The sequence below is a fragment of the Candidatus Enterococcus testudinis genome, from assembly GCF_002140915.1.
Taxonomy (GTDB): domain Bacteria; phylum Bacillota; class Bacilli; order Lactobacillales; family Enterococcaceae; genus Enterococcus_D; species Enterococcus_D testudinis.
The window spans coordinates 2,158,192-2,178,062 of sequence record NZ_NGKU01000001.1; the positions used below are offsets into that span (position 1 = coordinate 2,158,192).

Annotated in this window: 19 protein-coding genes and 1 tRNA gene; 2 read left to right on the forward strand and 18 right to left on the reverse strand. The window is 41.0% G+C overall.

The genetic code is table 11. From position 1 onward, the window contains the following. Nucleotides 1-49: 49 nt before the first annotated feature. The 4 genes from asnS to A5886_RS10335 are packed head-to-tail and all read right to left on the reverse strand — an operon-like array spanning nucleotide 50 to nucleotide 5,900. Entirely contained in the window at nucleotides 50-1,348 is a 1,299-nt protein-coding gene (gene asnS, locus A5886_RS10320; RefSeq protein WP_086275059.1) for an asparagine--tRNA ligase, read from the reverse strand. A gap of 42 nt (nucleotides 1,349-1,390) precedes the next feature. Next, nucleotides 1,391-2,584: a pyridoxal phosphate-dependent aminotransferase gene (locus A5886_RS10325; protein WP_086275060.1), complete on the reverse strand. Its 1,194-nt coding sequence runs from the start codon at nucleotides 2,582-2,584 to the stop codon at nucleotides 1,391-1,393. Nucleotides 2,585-2,626: 42 nt separating this feature from the next. Next, complete coding sequence (locus tag A5886_RS10330; RefSeq protein ID WP_086275061.1) at nucleotides 2,627-3,127, reverse strand: cell wall elongation regulator TseB-like domain-containing protein; 501 nt, start codon at nucleotides 3,125-3,127, stop codon at nucleotides 2,627-2,629. Nucleotides 3,128-3,155: 28 nt separating this feature from the next. Next, nucleotides 3,156-5,900: a helicase C-terminal domain-containing protein gene (locus tag A5886_RS10335; protein WP_086275062.1), complete on the reverse strand. Its 2,745-nt coding sequence runs from the start codon at nucleotides 5,898-5,900 to the stop codon at nucleotides 3,156-3,158. Nucleotides 5,901-6,092: 192 nt separating this feature from the next. On the opposite strand from A5886_RS10335, the gene A5886_RS10340 reads away from it, so the two are divergent. After that, on the forward strand, nucleotides 6,093-6,863 hold the full coding sequence (locus A5886_RS10340) for an SDR family oxidoreductase (RefSeq protein ID WP_086275063.1): 771 nt from the start codon (nucleotides 6,093-6,095) through the stop codon (nucleotides 6,861-6,863). Between the two features lie 53 nt (nucleotides 6,864-6,916). Here the strand turns inward: A5886_RS10340 and A5886_RS10345 are convergent, their stop codons facing one another. The 3 genes from A5886_RS10345 to A5886_RS10355 form a co-directional block, all read right to left on the reverse strand. Beyond that, nucleotides 6,917-7,549: a YfbR-like 5'-deoxynucleotidase gene (locus A5886_RS10345; RefSeq protein WP_086275064.1), complete on the reverse strand. Its 633-nt coding sequence runs from the start codon at nucleotides 7,547-7,549 to the stop codon at nucleotides 6,917-6,919. A gap of 108 nt (nucleotides 7,550-7,657) precedes the next feature. After that, entirely contained in the window at nucleotides 7,658-7,858 is a 201-nt protein-coding gene (locus A5886_RS10350; RefSeq protein WP_086275065.1) for a cold-shock protein, read from the reverse strand. A 259-nt stretch (nucleotides 7,859-8,117) separates the two neighbouring features. After that, the gene (locus tag A5886_RS10355) at nucleotides 8,118-9,242 is read right to left on the reverse strand and encodes a baeRF6 domain-containing protein (protein WP_086275066.1); all 1,125 of its coding nucleotides are present in this window, start codon (nucleotides 9,240-9,242) and stop codon (nucleotides 8,118-8,120) included. Between the two features lie 216 nt (nucleotides 9,243-9,458). On the opposite strand from A5886_RS10355, the gene A5886_RS10360 reads away from it, so the two are divergent. Then, nucleotides 9,459-9,530, forward strand: a tRNA-Arg gene (locus A5886_RS10360). Nucleotides 9,531-9,578: 48 nt separating this feature from the next. Here the strand turns inward: A5886_RS10360 and A5886_RS10365 are convergent. The 11 genes from A5886_RS10365 to sfsA all read right to left on the reverse strand — a co-directional run bounded on the left by A5886_RS10365 (nucleotide 9,579) and on the right by sfsA (nucleotide 19,796). Continuing rightward, the gene (locus tag A5886_RS10365) at nucleotides 9,579-10,757 is read right to left on the reverse strand and encodes a GNAT family N-acetyltransferase (RefSeq protein WP_086275067.1); all 1,179 of its coding nucleotides are present in this window, start codon (nucleotides 10,755-10,757) and stop codon (nucleotides 9,579-9,581) included. A 51-nt stretch (nucleotides 10,758-10,808) separates the two neighbouring features. After that, nucleotides 10,809-11,222, reverse strand: coding sequence for a DUF3284 domain-containing protein (locus A5886_RS10370; protein WP_086275068.1), 414 nt, complete (start codon nucleotides 11,220-11,222; stop codon nucleotides 10,809-10,811). After that, nucleotides 11,209-11,403, reverse strand: coding sequence for a hypothetical protein (locus A5886_RS10375; protein ID WP_086275069.1), 195 nt, complete (start codon nucleotides 11,401-11,403; stop codon nucleotides 11,209-11,211). The genes A5886_RS10370 and A5886_RS10375 overlap by 14 nt, the downstream gene beginning before the upstream one ends. Nucleotides 11,404-11,416: 13 nt before the next feature. Beyond that, nucleotides 11,417-11,635, reverse strand: a complete 219-nt coding sequence (locus A5886_RS10380) for a hypothetical protein (protein ID WP_086275070.1) — start codon at nucleotides 11,633-11,635, stop codon at nucleotides 11,417-11,419. A 63-nt stretch (nucleotides 11,636-11,698) separates the two neighbouring features. After that, nucleotides 11,699-13,096: a PTS sugar transporter subunit IIC gene (locus A5886_RS10385; protein ID WP_086275071.1), complete on the reverse strand. Its 1,398-nt coding sequence runs from the start codon at nucleotides 13,094-13,096 to the stop codon at nucleotides 11,699-11,701. An 81-nt stretch (nucleotides 13,097-13,177) separates the two neighbouring features. Then, nucleotides 13,178-13,495: a PTS lactose/cellobiose transporter subunit IIA gene (locus A5886_RS10390; protein WP_054116521.1), complete on the reverse strand. Its 318-nt coding sequence runs from the start codon at nucleotides 13,493-13,495 to the stop codon at nucleotides 13,178-13,180. Nucleotides 13,496-13,530: 35 nt separating this feature from the next. Further along, nucleotides 13,531-13,848: a PTS sugar transporter subunit IIB gene (locus A5886_RS10395; protein ID WP_086275072.1), complete on the reverse strand. Its 318-nt coding sequence runs from the start codon at nucleotides 13,846-13,848 to the stop codon at nucleotides 13,531-13,533. A gap of 134 nt (nucleotides 13,849-13,982) precedes the next feature. Next, nucleotides 13,983-16,697, reverse strand: a complete 2,715-nt coding sequence (locus A5886_RS10400; protein ID WP_086275073.1) for a sigma-54-dependent transcriptional regulator — start codon at nucleotides 16,695-16,697, stop codon at nucleotides 13,983-13,985. 62 nt (nucleotides 16,698-16,759) lie between these two features. Further along, complete coding sequence (locus A5886_RS10405; RefSeq protein ID WP_086275074.1) at nucleotides 16,760-18,034, reverse strand: DEAD/DEAH box helicase; 1,275 nt, start codon at nucleotides 18,032-18,034, stop codon at nucleotides 16,760-16,762. A gap of 11 nt (nucleotides 18,035-18,045) precedes the next feature. After that, nucleotides 18,046-19,047, reverse strand: a complete 1,002-nt coding sequence (locus tag A5886_RS10410; RefSeq protein ID WP_086275075.1) for a Gfo/Idh/MocA family protein — start codon at nucleotides 19,045-19,047, stop codon at nucleotides 18,046-18,048. Then, nucleotides 19,044-19,796, reverse strand: a complete 753-nt coding sequence (gene sfsA / locus A5886_RS10415) for a DNA/RNA nuclease SfsA (RefSeq protein ID WP_086275076.1) — start codon at nucleotides 19,794-19,796, stop codon at nucleotides 19,044-19,046. The genes A5886_RS10410 and sfsA overlap by 4 nt, the downstream gene beginning before the upstream one ends. Between the last annotated feature and the right edge of the window lie 75 nt (nucleotides 19,797-19,871).

The following is a 19,871-nucleotide window of genomic DNA, read 5'->3' on the forward strand; positions in this document are numbered from 1 at the left end:
TCAACTAAATGTAGAAATGAAGCATAAAAATTGTAGGACAAAAACCAATCTATGGATAAATCCGGTTCAACAAACGTGGAAACGGAATGGATTCCCGCACATGTTCGATACCAGAGAGCCAAGTAACAGTCCGTTCTAATCCTAATCCAAACCCTGTATGTGGTACTGAGCCATATTTACGCAAATCTAAGTACCATGAATACTCATTCTCGTCTAAGCCATGGGCTTTGATTTGTTCTAAGACATATTCGTGATCAATCGCTCTTTCAGAGCCGCCAATGATCTCGCCATAGCCTTCTGGGGCGATCATGTCAGCACAAATCACGACATCTTCCCTAGTTGGATGTGGTTTCATGTAAAATGGTTTGATGGCTTTCGGATAGTTCAAAATAAAGACTGGTTGGTCAAATGAGTTGGCAATAAAGGTCTCATGTGGTGAGCCAAAATCATCGCCCCATTGGATATCGTCAAAGCCATTTTTTTGTAACAATTCCACTGCATCATCGTATGAGATTCGTGGGAAAGGCAATTTGGTGTATTTTTGTAAGACTTCACGATCACGCCCTAAGACATCCAATGCATAATCGCAATTGTCTAACACACTTTGTACAAGGAACGCCACATATTGTTCTTGAACTTCTAAGCTTTCTTCTTGATGCATAAAGGCCATTTCAGGTTCAATCATCCAAAATTCAATCAAATGACGACGGGTTTTTGATTTTTCCGCTCTGAATGTTGGACCAAAAGAAAAGACTTTGCCAAAAGCCATTGCAGCAGCTTCCATATATAATTGACCAGATTGTGACAAATACGCTTTTTGGTCAAAGTAATTGGTTTCGAATAGATCTGTTGTGCCTTCTGGTGCAGAACCAGTCAAAATTGGCGGATCGATTTTGATAAATCCATTTTGATTGAAGAATTCGTAAGTTGCCCGAATGATTTCACTGCGGACTTGCATAATGGCATGCTGTTTAGAAGAACGCAACCATAAATGACGGTGGTCCATCAAAAAGTCGGTCCCATGTTCTTTTGGTGTGATTGGATAATCATGGCTTTCACCCACCACTTCAATTCCAGAAATGCCGATTTCATAGCCAAATTTAGAACGGCTATCTTCACGGATTTCGCCAGTGATCAAGACAGCTGTTTCTTGGCTTAGGTTTTTGGCCAATTGAAATACATCTTCTCCAACTTCACTTTTTACAACAATTCCTTGGAAATACGCAGTACCATCGCGCAATTGCAGAAAAGCGATTTTTCCGCTTGAACGCTTGTTGGCGATCCAAGCACCAATTTGAACAGTTTCGCCCACATGATGTTTTGCATCTAAAATTTGAATAGATTTCACTTGATTCTCTCCTAACTATTATTTAACGCACCATAAAGCATTTTATATGTTTTGGCGCTTGTTTTCAACAAAATCATGGATCCGCTTAGCTGCTTCCGCTAAAGTATGCCAATCTGCAGCATAACTGATTCTTAGATAATCTGGTGCACCAAAGCCAGCACCCGTCACGACTGCCACATGAGCCTCTACTAACAAACCTTCAACAAATTCGTCAATCGTTTGATACCCGCAAAGCTGAATGGCTTCTCTGACATTCGGAAACAAATAAAAGGCCCCTTGCGGTTTCGTTAATGTAAAGCCCGGAATGGCTTCGATCAACGGATACAAGTCATTCAACCGTTGCTCAAATGCTTGGCGCATCACTTCAATAGAATCTTGATTGCCAGTCAATGCCTCCACAGCTGCATACTGACTAACAGCTGGCGGATTGCTCGTTGCCTGTGAAGCGATATCGATCATCGCACCGATAATTCTTTGATCACCCACAGCAAATCCAATGCGCCAACCTGTCATCGCATAGGTTTTTGATACGCCATTGATAATGATCGTTTGTTTGCGGATGGCATCTGATAAAGCAGCAATTGGCGTAAATTCATGACCATTATAGACTAAGCGGCCATAAATATCATCGGAAATAATCCAAATATCATTGGCAACAGCCCATTCGCCAATCGCCAACAATTCATCTTTAGTATAAATCACGCCAGTTGGATTCGCTGGTGAGTTCAAGATGATTGCTTTTGTTTTACTTGTACGTGCTGCGTCTAATTGTGAAACGGTCACTTTAAAATCAGCCTCTTGTGTCGCTTCCACAAATACCGGGGTACCTTCTGCTAAGCGAATCTGTTCAGCATAACTTACCCAGTAAGGAACGGGAATGATTACTTCATCAGCTTCATCAAGCAATGCCTGAAACAACGTATAAAGCGCAAATTTTGCTCCATCAGTCACGATCACTTGGTTCGTGTCATAAGACAATCCATAAAATTCTTTGATGTAATTCGTAATCGCTTTTCTTAATTCAGGGATACCTGCAGTTGGTGTGTAAAAACTGGCTTTACCTGCTTCAATCGCAGTGAAAGCAGCTGCTCGTATATTTTCAGGCGTAAAGAAATCAGGTTCTCCAACAGTTAAACTTAATATATCTATTCCTTGGTCTTTTAACGCTTTGGCTTTTGCCGAAGCCGCTAATGTGACTGAAGGTTCTAATTTTTCAGCTCGTTTTGACAGTACCATTTCGATCATCCTTTCTGCGTGTATCTATAGTGTCATTCTCTTTTACATATTTGTGATTGTGTTGATCTCTTTTCCATCTTTAAAGGCAATTAGAAAATAGCTCAACGTCCCCTCACTATCTTTGGTCATAATTTCCCAAGCTGGTTCATCTTCATAAAGACCCAAAGTCGCTTTTTGTAGTGTTTGGTCCGGATGGGCTTCCATGACCACTTGTTGAGCTTGCGCCTCTGTCAATCCATCTTCTTGATTGTAGACCGTTACTTTTTCACCGCTTTTGGGAATGATCACAACGATTTCTTTGTCATTCGTGTCTTTACCGACAATACTAAAGGATGTTGTTTCTCTAGTAAACCAATAAAATTGATCCACTTCTGCCAGATCAGTATATTCTTCAGCAATATCAATGGCTTCACTTCGTGCTTGTCGCATCGGTCTTGAAGCCCGAAGATAAAAAATCGAAGAAAAAATGATCAGCACAAGCAAGGTCGTGATAGCAATCAACAGGATGACGACACGACGTTGTTCTTTGTCTTTTGTTTTCATACTGTTTTCTCCTTTTAAATATGCTTTATTATAGCAGACTTTGTTTCTCTTTTTCAAAAAAATGACAAATATCTTCAGTCATTTCGCTAGGTGTTGCTTCAATCAAAGGTAGGTTTTTGGGCAGGCCTTTGACCATTCGTTTGCCATATTTAGTAGAAAGCAAGCGGCGATCTAAGACGATCATGACCCCCGTATCTTTCTCTGAACGAATCAAGCGCCCTAAGGCTTGCCTTAGCCGCAAAATAGCTTTAGGCAATGCATCTTCTTTGAAGGTATCGATTCCTTGAGCAGCAAGATACGTATGACGCGCCTTCACCAACGGATTTTGCGGGTTTTCAAATGGCAATCGGGTAACCACTGCAACTTTGAGGGCTTGCCCAGGCAAGTCGACCCCTTCCCAAAAACTATTGGTCCCAAAGAGAATACCATTTTCTGCCAATAAGAACTTTTTCAATATCTTTTCCCGACTACCGCCGGTACCTTGGGCAATGAGTTCTCGCCCCTGATTCATGGCTTTCTTATGCAATCGGTCGTACACCGCCTTCAACGTTTCATGCGCTGTAAACAGAACCAGCGTAGGTTGCTGCAGCTCGAATAAGATTGGCGTTAACGCCTCTGCAAGATAGTCTGCATAGGAATCCGCATCTGCTTGTTGAATCGATATCCCTTGTTTGACTACATAAAGTCGTGCTTGTTTTTCGTAATCATAAAAAGCTGGAATCGTTTTGACTGGTGTATCTGGGATCCCTATTTGATGCGCGTAATACGCCTTATTACCAGGGATTCGCAGTGTACCACCCAAATAAATAATATGACGATATCGCTGATACCAGATACTTTCTGACACTTGTTTGCCTTCCAGATCTGCCAATTCGATCGTACCCGATTGATGACTTGGATGCAATTTCAACCAATGGACATAACGCGGATGCCAACTTTCTAACCAAGTAGTAACTGTATATGCTTGTATGTGAAACTGATCAAAATAGTCTAACAACCGTGCAACCAGTAATTGTTGCTGCGCTGTGATCCGCACATGCAGTGCCATCAAGAATTGTTGTAATTGCTGCTGCATCTCTGAGATTTCTTGATAATACAGCATCAACTTTCGATAAATCTGTCCTTGTTGCACACTGTCATTGAATAACTCATGGCGTTGCAGTACCTGTCGATCGTCAGACACCCTATCAATCGTGCCAAAAAATGCTTCTTGCGTATCGATCAATATAGCCAATGCATCACGGTATAACTTGAACAAAGGTAAAATTTGCTGCTCTTGTTCAAGAACATCTGCAACTTGATCAAATAATCCTTCCTCATTGAACTGCATATATTGCCGTTTGAAATAGGCCGAGTCAAAGCTATATTGTGAGAGACCTTCTGCTTGGCTTGGCAACTGCTGTGCTTCATCGATCAAAAGAAAGTCGCTTGCAGGCAGCAATGGTTGCTGACGTTTCGTTTCTTGCAACAAGAATGCATGGTTGACGATCAGCACATTGCTTTGGGCAGCTTGTGCATAAACATGGCGCAAAAAGTCATGGGCGTAAAATGCTTGCGTATCTGATAAAAATTCAAGCCCACGATGACGAATATCAGTAAATATTGGATGATCCAAACGAACCAAATTCAGCTCATCAAAGTCACCAGTCACTGTTTTGGTTAACCATACCAACATCCCCATTTGATATTGTGCATATTGTTTTTGATCCACTGGCTGGTCTAAAGTCGCTTTAAAACGCTGCAAATCGATATAATGTCGATGACTTTTGACGACTGTCGCTTGGATTGACTGGTCAAGTACCTGATTGACAAGTGGTACATCTTTCGCCATGATTTGGTTTTGCAACAAAATAGAGGAAGTGCTGACAATCAGTGGATTATCGGGTGTCGCTAGATAAGCCGTAGGAAATAAATAGCCAATCGTTTTTCCCATCCCCGTCTCAGCTTCTAAAATCAAGTTCTTTTCAGTATCAGTAAAGTGGTTGTACACAGCATTCATCAGCCTGGCTTGTTGTTTACGATAGGTAAGATGCGCTTGAAATTGCGCCGTTTTTTCAGCTTTGATTTGTGGATAGTCATTAGGGTAATGATTGTAGACAAACGTTTTGACCGTTTTTTTACGGAGCACGATACCGTCCACTTCTTCTAGTTCTTCAGGCAAAGTCGTCGACGTTTCTTTCAACACATCATATATAAATGCACTTGTCTGCATCCCCATTTGACCGCTCAATAGCGCAATTTGCTTCAAAGTTGTTCGGGGCAGTTCCTTCATGATTGCTTCAATATACATCAATAATGCAGCAGTCACTTCCGCATCACTGTCCGCCTGATGAGGATTTTCATGGACAAAACCAATGCTGTCTGCTAAATCGCCCAATCGAAAACTACTTTCAGTCGGCAAAAAGACTTGCGCCAATTCCACAGTATCAATCCCAGGAATCGTTAATGCTGGTAAGCCGCAGCGGACCAGCTCATTGCTTAAAAATTGATAATCAAAATAAATATTATGAGCAACAAAAATCGTGTTGCTCAGTAAGTTAAAAATAATATCCGCTACATCTTCAAAATAAGGTGCTTGTTTCACTTGTTGATTCGTGATGTGTGTCAAATTTTGAATTTGTCTAGAAATTCGGCGATCTGGATTAATATCGGTCGCAAAGCGATTGACCACCTTGCCATCTTGTACCAATACACAGCCAAATTGAATAATCCGATCGACGGCGGCGTCTGTCCCAGTGGTTTCAAGATCCACCACAGCATATATGGGTTTCATGGTATACCTCCTTGCACACTGTTAGCATTATACTACAAAACTAGAAGGCAATACATTAGTTTTGCAGTCAACCAAGCGAGTGGTTGAGAAAAACCGCTTCAGTGAAATCAATGTCAGTAGCTTGGTGAAGGATACCTTATTTTCGACAAAATCATTGTTTTTTTTTATACTAAAAAGAAAGGAGGCGTTCACATGCAAGGGTTTAAGCACAAACGTGTCATTATTACTGGTGCAGCTTCAGGTATCGGTAGAGCAACAGCCGAGCAGTTTATTCAACAAGGGGCACAGGTTGGATTGATTGACTTAAATGAGGAAGAACTTGTTGAAATCAAACAGGCTTTCGGTGATGCGGCACATATTGAAGCAGTCGATGTCACTGATAGCGACGGGCTGCAGTCCGCCGTCACCAAATTGGCATCATCGCTGGGTGGTCTGGATATACTACACGTCAACGCTGGGATCAATGGGACCTTTACCCCCATCGAAGAGCTGACGATCGACGAATGGGATCAAACGATCAACACCAATTTACGCAGCACATTCTTAACGGTCAAAGCCGCTGTTCCTATCATGAAAGCCAATGGCGGCAGCATTGTGATCACGAGTTCAGTCAATGGCAATCGGATTTTCAGCAATTTTGGGGCTTCTGCGTATAGTACCTCCAAAGCTGGACAAGTAGCGTTTGCCAAGATGGCGGCCCTTGAGCTTTCTGGATACAACATCAGAGTCAATGTCATTTGCCCTGGTGCGATCGCGACCAATATTGATGATCGAACAGATGTGGAACCAGAAGTCGCAAGTATCGAGATACCTGTGGATTACCCTGAACGTTCTCGCCCATTGAGACAAGAAACAGGCGTACCTGAACAAGTAGCCAATCTGGTTCTATTTTTGTCCTCCGAAGCTGCAGGAAATATCTCCGGAACAGAAGTGTATATCGATGGTGCTGAGTCTTTACTATAATCAAAAAAACGTTTATCAACCTCTGTTCTTGCAGTCGGGTTGATAAACGTTTTTTATTTTTCGATCAATGTAGCAATTTCATCTAAAAAAGCCGTTTTCCCATAAAAATCGGCATTCAGCAATTCTGGAAACACTGCTTCAAAAAAGTATGAAACCGAGGGACGATGACGGAAATTTTTGACCGTCAAGACCGCTTCGCGAAACATCTCTTTATACACTTTATCTGGATTGCTTTTGGTGATTTCTTCAAATGATTCGTAGAGTAAATCGATTTTATCGGCAATTGCCAATAATTGTCCCTCTACTGTATCATCTTTGCCATCAGCCAAACGTCTGCGATAAATAGCCTGAAGGTCTTCAGGAATTTCTTCCTCGATAAAGACATCCGTCATCTTTTCTTCTACAGTGGATAACATAGACCGTAATTCTTTGTTGGCATATTTTACAGGCGTTTTGATATCGCCAATAAATCGCTCGGTATAATCATGGTTCAATGCTTTCTCGTAAAGAATCTGCCAATTGATCGTATTCCCTGCTCGTTCTTCAATATCAGCTAATGTTTGGGCAATCATCGTCACACGAAAAGAATGAGCTGCCACACTGTGCTCAGTGAATTTGAAAAATCCTGGTGCCCGTTGGATTTTCTCCAAATTTGCTAGACCTAAGATAAATTCATTCAATCCCATAAGTATCCCCCCTTATTTTCATCATTATAACAAGTCCAAAACAATTCAACAAATAAAAATCGGCATAAAAAAAGAGCAGCTAGGCTGCTCTATAATCGACAATTTGAATTAAGCTTTGTTTACGTTAGTTGCTTGAGGTCCACGTTGTCCGTCTTCGATATCGAAAGTAACTGCTTGGCCTTCTTCTAAAGTTTTGAAGCCGTCGCCTTGGATAGCTGAAAAGTGAACGAATACATCGTTGCCGTTTTCTGCTGTGATAAATCCGAAGCCTTTGTCTGAGTTAAACCATTTCACTGTACCTGTTTCCATAATAAAAATCCTCCTTGTGTATAAACACATATTTTGCAATTACTTGTATAAGGTGAAAATGTGGAAGATGTTTAAGATGAAACAAGCTACCATAATTTACCGTAACAAATACTACAATATGTATTATAGCACAGAATTTTCACCTTGACTAATAGAAAATCCAAAAAAATGAAAACGCATTTATTTTTTTAGAAAAGGCTGAAGACGTTAACAATCGTCTTCAGCCTCCCCTTAGTATTATTCTATGATGATACATTTTTTAGTAACGCAAGATCGCCGTCAAAGGTTTGCTGCCTGGGGCATCTTTTTGCGCTAAGATGGCCACTTCACCACCATTATCTACTACATCCTTCGCCAGTGTATTGAGCACTTGTCTGCGGTCGTATTCAGTATCGGGGTCTTCTCCAAAACCGTCTACTAAATTAGAGGTAGCAATAAACAGCTGTCCAATGCGCCCTTCTTTGGCGGCTGGTATCATATCCACCAGTTGATCAATGAATTTGCGATCCAACAGCTTTTCATAAGCGGACACTTGCTGTTGCGTCAATTCTTCCACTAACTTGTCAACGTAAGGCTGGATTTCCTTCACAGACAATGGTGCTGGTGAAGTCGCAATATTTGGTGTTGCGTGGAAGAAACTTGTTTTGGCATTCTTTTTGAATAATGTTTGATTTTCTGGTAATGCAAAGATATACAGCGGCAAATTGTCATCATTCGAAAAATCATTTCGGAAGAATGCATCTACTGCTTGATAATAATTGACATGGTCGATTTCTAATTCTTCATCTTTGGCGCTGAATCCGTGATAAGCAACACCTTCGCCCCCATTATTGGCACCACCTTGGGCACTATAATTGAAATCTCCACCACCAGTGATTTCTTCTCCCAACGCTTTTTCCATGGTGGTCGGTGCTTCTTCTGGTAATTCAACTTCAGAAACAACTTTATTTTCAACTTGATATAGTTTCATTGAATCACGGTTTAAAGCCAATACATAAAATGGATCGTTGAATTGAGCATTCTTGATGATCGCAAGCAAATATGGTGTTTCACCGACATAGTATTGGTCATCGACACGAATACTAAGGCGATGCACCAATACTTCTTCTGGCGTCAAAATCACCGCTGCGCTGGTCGTACTGCTGCGCCAAAAAGATTGATCAGCCAATATCTCATCTATTTTTTTCTGGAAAGGTGCCCACTCATGTTCCGGATATTTCTTTTCGAAACGCCGTTTTGCTTCTTTCGCAAAGTTCTTGAACTTGATTTGGTCCTTTTCAACATTTTGGTGTCCGACATGCGTATTAAGCATAATGGTGACAAATGGTCCGTTGAGCCCTTCAGCTGTAACTTGTGACAAAAAAGATTTCGCAATTTTTACCATTCCACATTACCTCCTGCTTTATCGTATACAAAACAAGTGTACCACGCCTGATTTCTCTAACAAAATAAAACGATTGCAGTCTGTCTCAAGTCATTTCACTCGCTCAAAAAATACCTTTTTTTTTAAAAAAGACGGCGCAGATAAAAATAATTCTCTATTTCCTTTTCATTCTCATCTTGCGGGAATGAGTGTTTACAGGTAAAATAGAACTACTGTGTTCCCTTAGTTAAATGGATATAACAAGTCCCTCCTAAGGATTAGTTGCTGGTTCGATTCCGGCAGGGAACGTTACAAAACGAAAGCCAATGCTTGCACTAAGCACTGGCCTTTTTTTATTCAAAAATAATCTTCCAACACTGGTTGTCCCTTAGGTAAGTTTGCTTGGAAAAAGGCAACGACCGCATCATCCGCAACGATTTCACCAAAAAACAGCAACGTATCAATGGCTTGAACGCCAAACAGTAATTGCCCGATTCTTTGAATCGACGTAGTCAAACAAGGAAGATCGGTGGATTCTACGCGTTTGACGATTGGCTTTTGATGTGCAAAAGAGAGTTCATAATAGCCATTGTTCCATGGCGCATAAACATCATGTTCAATGTGGATCGCAATTGTACCTTCTTTATTGGTAAATGGATACGACTGTAGAAATTGTTCTAAATCGATAATTCTCGTCATCATATCTGGTCGAGATTGAATGGCAGGCATTGGCTTTAGCGCAAATGCTTGTAAAGGTCCGCATGCTTCCCCTACTTGATAATGGATTTTGGCGACAGAATCTCGATGAGAAACAATCAATCGGTTCAGTCCATGAAAAGCCTCCCCGCTGATATACCCCCATTCATCGATCATAAATGTGCCATTATCAATAGAATAAATCAAATACCCTTCTGGGTCACCAGCTGCATTGTAATAGATAGCAAACGTCAACGTTTTACGTAATGTGAATTTGATTTCTTCCCACCATGAATCACGAATCAAGGCCCCTCTGTGATTTTTTGCTTGCTGATGATAGATTGCATGAATAATGTCTTTGGCTTGTTCCCAACTCAACCGTTTGATAGACCCTGATGTTTTGGGACTGTCCGGCCAGTCAGAAGATTTGATATCGTACACGCTGCGTTCAAAGGTATATTCATAGCCATATCTGCGATAAAAAGGAAACGAGAATGGCGCCAAATAGGAAAGAACAATTTTCTGATCATAACACTCTTTGATGACTTGCTGCATGATGCGATCGATTCTTCCTTGACCACGATACTCCGGATAAGAAGCCACAAATCCGATTCCTGCCATTGGATACGCTACTCCATGCACGTTGACGTTGAACATGGTAGCCATCACTTGACTGGCTAGTTTTCCATCGTCATCGTAAGATCCATAATTCCAAGAATTGGCTGCAAGCCTTTGGTAGCGCTCAATATTTTTTTCACTCAATTCCCATTGAAAAGCATAAGCAACCAAATCTAACACTTCTTGATCACCATAGGTCGTCATTTTTTTGACATCATTCATATTGTTCTCTCCTTTTAGCAAAAATAACAAAAAAAGGCCTCAAAGGACCCTTTAATACGACTCTTCCATCATGACGAGCATTTTTTTAAATTGTTTGCGTTTGAAATACCCTAAAATCGTTCCCAAAACCATATCATTTAATTGCTGAATCATGCCTTCTGAGGTCATCTTTTCTTCGTAATAAAGTGTACAGTTGTTTTCATCAATGGTTTCAATTTTATAAGTCACATGAAACGTATTGCGTTTTGTAGCTGTATGAAATGCATACATTTCATTCTTTTTGAGATCATAGATTTGAATCGTTGCTTGACTATCCTTAGAAAATTGCTTAACATAAGAATACCCAGTTAATTGCTCTTCTGTCAATACTTTATCAGTTGATTGCTTAATATCATGCAAAACGGAATCGATGATCGTCTTATAAAGAAATGCAGCTGGCACATTCATTTTTTTAGTGATTTCCATCTTGGGCCTCCTTATTTTTCTTTTGTCGTTTATGACCGATTGACGCTATAAGACCGCCTACAGCCATGATGATGATCGAAGTGATCAGGTTCACCCAATGATACTCACCTGATTGTGCGTTGGCACTATATAAAAACAAGATACTCCCGATACTTATTAAAAATAATCCATTTTTGAACATGATATCCACCTCACTACTGACTTACAACATTGAAATAAAGTACGCGACCCCAATCGGTATTTTTGATGGCATCTTTCGCAGTCTTGACTGCCTGTTCTTTATCTTCGGCTGTGGTCTCAAATACAAGTTGTATGCCTTTTTTTTCTTTAAAAGTAAATGTAGCATCGCCTGCTAGTCCTTCTAATAATTGTTTGATATTGTCTTGCTGCATAGCTGAATTTACAATGATCATACTACTTCCTCCTATAAAATCATACATCTAGATGGACGATTTCGCCCATCTAGATGATTTTTTTTAGTTGTCTTGATCTGCAGGATTGATTTTATTCGCTGCAATGATAAATGGTGCCCAAATCAACAATGCTACGGCTAGATTGACAATCGTTAGGATGATTGCGCGCCAATCCCCACCAGTTGCTAAGAAACCACTGATAATCGTAGGCATAACCCAAATAACATTCACTACTACTGGCGCAACTAAACCTAGCGTTGTTGCCGCATAAGCAATTGTTGCTGTTACCAATGGTGCCACGATAAATGGAATGATAAACAATGGGTTCAATACGATAGGCAGACCGAACATAACCGGTTCATTGATATTGAACAAACCAGGCCCGATCCCTAATTTACCCACTGTTTTGTAATCTGCACGTTTAGAGAAAAGCAAGATGGCAATCAAGAGCATCAACGTAACACCTGCGCCACCAGGCCATACAAAGGCTTCAAATGAGCCCGCAACCCATTTATAAGGAGCCGCTTCACCTAATTGATAAGCATTCGTATTTTCAACCATTGCAACACCATAAATCGATTGCAATACTGGTGACATAATGTTGGTGCCGTGAAGGCCGAAGAACCATAAAACGTGTACCAATAGTACAATAATAAAGACTGCGAAATACCCTTGTGACAAACCAAGTAATGGTTTTTGGATAGACTCTGAAATCCAATCGATCAATGGCATTCCTACAAATCGTTCAAATACATAGTAGATTAAACCTGATGCATATAGACCAGCAATCCCAGGAATGATGGCAGCGAATGCACGTGATACTGCCGGTGGAACTGAGTCTGGCATTTTAATAATAATATTCTTTTGCATCAACTTCGCAAAAATGATGACAGATAGAAATCCGAAAATAATAGCTGTAAATAACCCAGATCCGCCCATATATGCGCTAAATGGGAAGTAGCCCCAGCCTGCAGCACTGATTGTTGACCCGTCAGCTGCAAAACCAGAAGTTGCGCTTGTGTTGTTGATCATATCTAACACATTTGTTGGCAATGCTTCTTCTAATGTCAATGATAATGACGCTGATTGTGGAATACCCATAATAAATGCTGCTAAAGAAACCAGCGCCCCTGACAAAGCATCAACATTATAAGCTTTTGCTAAATTGTATCCGAATGATGCAGAGAAAATAACGGCCATAATTGCCAATGTCCCAGTCCAAACCAGTCCATTGATCCCGATAACTGGGGTAAAGAATTTCGTAATGGCATTATCAGCACCTAAATACGTATTAGGAAAATCACGCATAAAGGCATTCAAAAGAACTGCGATCGCACCAGCCATTGTTGCAGGCATCATACCGATAAAGGCATCACGTAATGCAACCAAGTGTTTTTGTGAACCAATTCTCGCGGCTACAGGGAGAATATGTTTCTCCATCCAACTTGTTAATCCATCCATTTTAATTCCTCCTATAAGTCCTATTCGTCAAAGAAGATTTTCTTGATTCATCGACAATAACTACTTCTATCCGTTCAAAGATTATTCGTTATTTAGACGTCGATAGACATCAATGATTTCTTTCGCTAAATCGGTAAATGCGATTGATGTCATTAAGTGGTCTTGCGAGTGCACTGTTAGTAAAGTGACAGTCATATGATTGCCTTGCGCTTCTTGCGTTAATAATCCTGTTTGAGAATGGTGCGCCTCAACCAATGATGCTTCAGCATCTTTGATTTTCGCATCTGCTAATTCAAAGTTGCCTTCTTTCGCTGCAGCGATTGCTTCCATTGCATCACTCTTGGCATTTCCCCCATACATGATCAATCCCATAATGGCTTCCAAATTTTGCTCATCCATCTTAAAAAATCCTCCTTACACTTCCATACATTTATTTATTTCATTAAGCTTTCAGCTTGCGCCAAAACTTTTTCGCCATTCATCATGCCATAATCTGCCATGTTGATGACTTCTAAAGGAATTCCTTTAGGTGCTAATTTTTGTTCAAATTGCGATTTCATGAATCGAACTTGTGGTCCTAACAACAAGACATCTACTGGTTTTGATTCTAAATGCTGATCTGCTTCTGAAGCTGAAACAGCGAAGATGTCTGCTTCCATACCTTTTGCTTCTGCTGCTTTTTGCATTTTGGTCACCAATAAACTGGTACTCATTCCTGCTGAACAAACAAGCATAATTGTTTTTTTAGCCATTGTGTATTCGCTCCTTTCTGTTGATGGTTACACTTAACTATAAAGCAAAAAACGTGCCAAAAAAAAATCAGCTCAAACCTTGCTATATCAAAGGTCTGAACCAATTTTCATTTTACACACTCACTGAATTCTCATTACACACTAATATTGTGTGCGGATTCATGATAATTTTTGATTTCGTTTTCCAAAAACATTTGCGTCAAGTAAGCAATCTCATCTTCCGAGATTTTGATTTGATAATTTTTCTCGATTTGCAGTAAGTGGGTGCGCAGCACATCATTTTCGATGCGGTAGCGTTTCTGAAATACTGCTAAGTCTTTAAATTGGCGGCTCGGTTCTTTTTTCAATAAGCTTTCCACCAAGAAAGCCAAGTGGATAACTAAACCTGCATCGACAGTCGGCTCCACAATGACATGCAGCTGGTTTTGGATTTGATGGACGATTTTTTGCAGACTTTCAATCAAATGATAGACCGATCCGACATGGGTCAATGTATTTTCTAAGGATCGGACGATTTTATCGATCGGTACTTCATCTGAAACGATTCGTTTCAACACGTTCAGTCGATCATCATCAAATACATCATAGGCGGAAAAGAAAGGAATGTTTTGATAATCGATTTCCACCGTTCCGGCAATTGCCTTGATTTCATATTCTTCTAATAAGCCATCGATATGTTTTTTAAAGGTTTCCTTCTCAATAAATTGCATTTGGATCACTTCTACTTGCGCTTGATCGACCACTGGGAAAATTCTTTGATACAGTTTTGCAGCAACGCCTTCTCCTGTAAAACAAGTCACGATCACAGCTTTTTTCGTGCCTTTTGCCTCGTGAACTGTTCGGAATTGTTCTTGAACGATCGTTTCAAAGGATCGTTGGATGTTTTGGTAGATATCTTCTAAACTGCGGCCACTATCAGCCATTCGTAAAGCTTCTAAGACGATCATCGTGCTTGTCATCGAAATCGCTTTGGTGCGAATGCCTGTTTCTTCAAACAGTAAATTGGCAAATGAATTGAGTGACCCCATGTCCGTCAATAATAAAATGCCATTGCTAAGTCGTTCTTTGTTGTCGGCCACGAATGCAAGTAACGCATCATACATATGTCCGACTGACATATCCAGCGACATGTTCATCGCATGACCGCTTTTGGTTCCTAACAGTTCTTGCGCTGCTGCTAGCATACTGCTAGCCGTTGCAGTGCCATGCATCAAAACGATGATTTCGATTTTTTCCAATGGCAAATCCACAGCTGGTTTCACTTGAATAGCTAAGAACATGCTGATAAAACCAATCTCATCAAAAGGAATCTCTACATCTTGCTCTTCTTCGATGATCGTTGAAAGATCCATCGCCACTTGAAATTCTGATTTCAGGTTTTTGCGTACCGTATTTAAATCGGGATGAACGATCATATGGCCATCTTTGACACGCTCCAATGTACTTTGCAAGTGTAAGGCAAAGGCAAAACGGGCTTTTTCACTGTAGCTGCGAGACAAATCTTGTTCGGCAATATCATATAAGCGATTGGTCAAACGCCAGATATCTTCAGGAATCAATTCTTTATGCACGGGGTTTTGAATCAATTCTTCCACATACTTTTCGAAATACGCATCGACATCTTTAGAAATCAAATTTTCCAAGTCGACGTTCTCGACGCCTGTTTCAATCAGTGAACTGACTTTTTCTTCGATCTCATTATAGACTTGCATATTGCGTTGAGGATCGTGGGACCAGACAATATCTTGATCCCCTGGCTCAAAGCGCATAAAGTCGCCCTTTCCTTCCAAAAAACGATCCAAGCGCTCGGATAATTCTTTGATTTTCAGCAATCCTTTTTGCACTTGCAAGGAGCAATCTTCCTTACGGATCAACAAATTCTTTTTGCCGTACGTCCGGTAGTGTAAGAATGCTTTGGCACAAACCAATTTCAGATCTCGCTTGATTTGACCAATGTTGCCCTCCGCATCATAGAGCATAAACGCCAAAATCGCATCCCGCTCCACATCGATCCGTTGATTCAGTCGTGTCGCTTCTTGTTTGATAAATAAAGAGATGATTTCATAGCGTTCATCTAATGAACGACTTTCCACATTAGGCAATGTGATGGCCATTGGAATCCGCCGATTGAAGGTGGTCAAAAAATTCGTTGAAGATTCTGTCGTGGCACCAATGATTTGAACGGACGCCTCATAGACTTGGTTGCTTTCCCCCAATGGTCGATAAACACCTTTATCAATAAAGGTAAACAACATTTCCTGACCTTCCGGCGGTAAGCGGTGAATTTCATCTAAAAATAAGATGCCGCCATCCGCTTTGGACATCAAGCCTGGACTATCTTCTGCAGCTCCAGTATAGGCACCTTTTTTGATTCCGAAAATATGGCCAAACAACAGTTGCGGGTTTTGTGCATAGTCGGCACAGTTAAAGGACACGAAAGGCGCATCTTTTTTCAACATTTTTGATTCAACAGCAAAATGATACATACATTCTGCGAACATTGATTTCCCAGTTCCTGTTTCGCCAAAAATGATGGTATGCAATCCGCGAGGCGGATATAAAATGGCCGCTTTGGCTTGTTGGATGCTGACTTTTAACGAAGCTTGAACACCAACCAAACTTTCAAAACTTACTTCAGAGGAAATATCGACGTGAACTGTTTCTTCTAAAGGTTCATAGACCACAGGTCGACCCGAACGCTTGCCGATTTTGCTTTCTTTATATAATTCACTGAGATAGCGGCTTGCATTGCTGCGATCGATTTGCAAGATGTTTGCGACATCCACCGCAGTCAATCCTTGTTTATGCAGTTCAATCGTTTGAAAAATCTCTTCCTTACGAGAGTTCACTCAAAAGCCTCCTCATGTTACACACTATTTTTTCCACTTTTAATGGTAACACAAAAAGACGCTCAATGGCGTCTTTTCCCTTTGTCTTTTCGGTTTTTTTGTTTCTTTTTGGCTTTTTTTACGGGAGTGTGTAAATTTTCAGGCGTTTTCACGGAAGTTTTCTGCACAGTTTTAGTTTTCACACGTTTTACAGGATCGGAATTGACCGCTGGCGCTTCAGTGTGTAACGCTCCACCGTGTAGAAAGACTTCTTCCAACGTAATATCCAATTGCTTCGCGATTTTCTTCAAATCTTTCAGTGAATGATCTTGAACGATCGTGACAACCGTTCCTTCTTTGCCCATTCGACCCACACGACCGGCCCGATGCAGATACGATTCTTTATCTAAAGGAACATCGGTGTTGATCACATAAGGCAAATCATGGATATCTAATCCTCGGGCTGCAACATCTGTCGTTAGCAGTTGGCGGACTTTTCCTTGTCTAAAGCTTTCTAGTGCACCGCGCCTGGCTAATTTGTTTTGGTCTGAAGCCAATGTCGCTACGGGCAATCCATGATACAATAATTTTTCCTCAGCGTTGCCCATTGCACTCAGCTCATTAAAGAAGACCAATCCTTGAAACGCCGGCAAATGCGCCAATCGCCGTAATCCATCAACGATTCTTCGTTGCGGATAATCCAAATAATAATGGTGGATCAGCCCTTTGCTTTGGTCCTCAGCAGTCACATCGATAATGATAGGTGTTGTATGCACCAATGGTTGGATTTCTGTTATTACTTCATTGGCAGTTGCCGAAAAGAAACTGCGTTGTGCTTCCTTGGTCAATGTCTGATTGATCTTAGCAGCTAACCCCAGCTGTCCTTCTTTTAATAATTGGTCGACTTCATCTAATACTAGCATCTCGATCTGCTGGCTTTTGATTTTTTTGGCTTTGATCAATTCTAAGACTCGACCAGGGGTTCCGACTAAAACTTCTGGCTTTGCTTTCAATTTTTCTACCTGACGTTTGGTGTTGGCTCCGCCAATCAATGGTTGAACAGTCAAATCGATGGCTTGTCCCCATGTGCGTGCGACCTCGGTCACTTGCATGGCCAATTCTTGCGATGAAGTCAAAATCAACAATTGATTGCCTTCATTTGGTTTTACTTTACCTAAAAGTGGTAAGAGATACGCCAAGGTTTTGCCGGAACCGGTTGGCGAAATACCAATCAGAGACTGACCTTTTGCTAATGGTCCATAGACCTTTTCTTGAATCAAAGAAGGGGTGGTGAATCCAGCTTCTTGCCATAGCGTTTGCCAGTTTTCTGGCCACGTCGTCGTTGTAAATTCTGTCATTTAGTCCATTCCTACTCTTGGTCTGCATCAAAATTGATGTCAGCTTGTTTTCTCATTAAATAAATCGTTTCGTTGACACTGCGGGCTAATTCAACCCACTCTTCATAGCGTTTTCCTTGGATCGGATTGGTGCTGTTTTCGATCACATCTGCAAAATCATTGGCTTCTTCCACCATTGGGTTGGCTTTTGCATCTACCGCCAACGTTTGCGTATCCGTTTCTGACCGACCATAAAAAGTCGCTTCTTCAATAGCATTGACCGCATTTAAATCCAATGTGCCGTTGTCAAAGTAGATTTCCGAGCGCAGATTGGCATTGACGATTTTCCCAGTTTGGATCGTGACATCGAAGGCGGGATACCGCAATACGGCCGTGCCAATACCATCGACACCTGTAGACAGCTTGCGGGCAAAATAATGGATCCCTTCTGGTTTACCGAACCATGCCAAAGCTGCATAAATAGTGTAGACACCTAAGTCTGCCAACGCCCCGCCAGAAAAATGCGGAGAAAAAATATTTGGTTCTTCGCCAGCCAATACTGCATCATAGCGAGAAGAATATTTCATATAAGTGAAGTTGGCGCCAATAATTGCACCTTTCGTTGGCAAGAAATCTGCCACTGTTTGGAAACTCTTTTCATGGATATTGCGGGCTGCTTCAAAAAATAGTACCTGTTTCTGACTTGCTAATTCGATGATTTCAGCCATTTCTTTCGGTGTTGAAAAAGCAGGTTTTTCAACGATGACGTGTTTGCCGGCAAGAATGGCTTGTTTGGCTTGTTCAAAGTGCAAGCTATTTGGGGAAGCGATATAGACGGTATCAATCTCATCTAATCCAAAAAAACGCAGCAAATCTGTTTCGTAGAGAACTTCGCCATACTTTTTGCCGAATGCTTCGGCTTTTTCTAAAGTTCTTGAATACACTGCCCGTAAACGGTAACGTTTGGTTTGGTGGGCCGCTTCAACAAACTGATCAGTTATCCAGTTGGTACCGATAATGCCTAAATGAATCATAATAACGCCTTCTTTCCTTCATCAATATTTGGATCAATAAATGGTGCATCTACATCAAATGGTATCTGTGATAGAAGTTTGATTTCTCCTTCCTGAACGTGACAATTATAGGCCAGGACAGCTACACCTTCTGATTGGGCTTGTGTGATGACAGCTGCCAATGCTGGCTGCATGTCGCGGTGGATCGTCGCGACGTCTACCGCTTCAAATTGAATCATAAATAAGACTGCTGCATAATACCCCGCCTGTTTGGCTTGCATCAATTCATTGACATGTTTCAGACCTCGAATCGTCGGTGCATCTGGAAACGCCCCAACCCGATTGTTTTCTAGCGTCATCCCTTTGACTTCCACAAAACCCATTTCACCTTGATCGGTTTCAAGATAAAAATCAAATTTCGATTGCCCATAAACGACTTCTCGACGCAACAAAACAATTTCACCCTGTAAGTCAGGTAATTGTATTTGTCCATCCAATATGCCTTCATAAGCCAATTGATTTGGTACCTGACTATCAATGTTGATCCATTGGTCTTGCTTTTTGACCGCAATCAAATCATACTTGGTCTTTCTTTTGGGATTGTCCCAATACTGAAGTACGACGGGTGCGCCTTTTATCAGCACTTCTTTGCCTCGTCCTGTGTTTTTGACATGAACGACGACCTCTTCACCTGTGACCAAACGACAACGAGCAACAAATCGATTCTCTCTTATCATAAAAAAGGCCCTAACGACATTCGGGTAGTTCACTTCATCACCTATTCTTTTGTATCATAGCATAGTTTTCTAAAAACTTCTAAAGTTCAAACTAAAGTACCATGTTTT